1 protein-coding gene and 1 pseudogene are annotated in these 1,813 nt (G+C 43.4%); both read left to right on the plus strand.

Annotated features, from left to right (window positions below):
• A partial coding sequence (locus CXF78_RS16220) for a TonB-dependent receptor plug domain-containing protein (protein WP_145991509.1) occupies positions 1–1,024 on the plus strand: 1,024 nt, incomplete at its 5' end.
• 261 nt (positions 1,025–1,285) lie between these two features.
• Positions 1,286–1,813: pseudogene (locus CXF78_RS16225) on the plus strand (S9 family peptidase); the annotation flags it as partial.

The following is a 1,813-nucleotide window of genomic DNA, read 5'->3' on the forward strand; positions in this document are numbered from 1 at the left end:
AGAAGATCAACACGAGAGTTATTTACTTGAAAATAGCATCGCAGGTTATACCGATAACAGTGATTGGGTTGTTGGTTTAGCGTATCAGTCTGAAATCTTTGCCTCTGACACGTACCCTGAGTTCGATTATTCTTATAAAGTGCCGGGTGCATTTGCTCAACTTGATTATGAGCTGACAGACCAAATCACCACCTCTTACAGTGCGCGTATTGATGAGCACAGTGAATATGGTACTCAATTTAGCCCAAGAGTGTCAGTGCTTTATCGCCCAAGTGACTTAACTATAAGAGGCTCTTATGGGGAGGGGTATTTTGCCCCTACGCCGTTTGTTGAAGAGATTGAGGCCGCAGGATTATCAAGGTTAGCGCCGATTGACAACTTACAAGAAGAACGCGCTAAAACGGCATCGCTTGATGTGAGTTATACCTTTGATGATGTGGAAACGAGTTTGACCTTGTTTGGCTCGAATGTGGATAACGTCACGGGTTTAGAGGCTTTCTCTGCCAATAACGATGGCACCTTAGACGCTGTTAGGTTAGTTAATGCACCCGGCGAAAGTCAGATCCGTGGTTCTGAAGTGTTGCTGCGTTATTATTTAGGCGATGTTAAGTTGACCGCAAGTTACTTGTATTTAGACGCAACTGAAGTGTCACCCGACGGGGACGGCCGTAGAGCCATTGCTTTAACACCACGTCATTCTGGTGGTTTTGTCGCTATGTGGGAGCAGCATGGCAACTTTAGAGCGGGTTTTGAAGCTTATTATACCGGCACCCAAAGCGTGAATGATAACCCTTATATTGATCAAACTAATCCTTATTGGCATCTTGGTTTAATGGGCGAAATTACGGTGGGCAGAGTCAGTTGGTTTATTAACTTAGAAAACTTACTCGATGTAAAACAAACCGATGAGCATCCAATGTTACTGCCTAATAGAGCGCCTAGTGGCCAATGGACTACCGATATCTGGTCACGTAATGATGGCTTTATTGCTAACGCAGGTGTAAGAGTTAAATTTGGTCATTAATCGCGTTTTACTCGTGTAAGTTGACCCGTCACAAAAAAGATAAACCGTCAGTCTAATACTGGCGGTTTCTATTTCATTTCCATTTTCACTGTATTGCTTCTTTAATTCACTCCCTCTCGCTAATTCACTTATCCTTGTTAATCAATTATTCGCATATACAAAGGGCGACAATTATTGATACACAAAAAATATGCATTTATCGGTCAGTTTTGTCACACTTGCATAAAGAATCAATAAAAAAAGCAACAATAAGGACAGGTAATGAAAACGTTTTCTCTGGTGTTAACCAGTTTAGCCATTGCAATATCGGGCATGACACACGGGGCAGAAATTGACGCTAAGTACATTCAGCGAATAGGCCCTGTGGATCAAGTATCAGCAGCGCCATTATCGAAAAGTGCCCATGCAGATGCGCTGCGTGCTAATTTGGTTGCTCAGATCAGCCAGGCTAATCACGCCAGTAAGGTGACGGTATTTAATCAACCACTATCTTGGCAAGCTGCATCAACTAAGGTTGAAGGCGAGGGCTGGTTAGCCTATCAAGTGCCAATGTCGACAGATCGTTTTACCCAAGGCACATTAACCGTTGAAGGGCTTGAAAATCCTCAAGTGTATTTGAATGGGCAACTGGTTAAATCTGCCGATAAAGTCGAACTTGAGCTGACAAATGGTGACTACCACCTTGTGGTATTGGCCGATGGCCAAGCGCAAGATAGCGAATTTAGCCTTGATTGGCAGGGCAAAAGTGAAGTTGATAATATCGACTTTGCTGCACAAAAAACGCAGCGT

Source organism: Shewanella sp. 11B5, from assembly GCF_002836795.1.
Taxonomy (GTDB): Bacteria; Pseudomonadota; Gammaproteobacteria; order Enterobacterales; family Shewanellaceae; genus Shewanella; species Shewanella frigidimarina.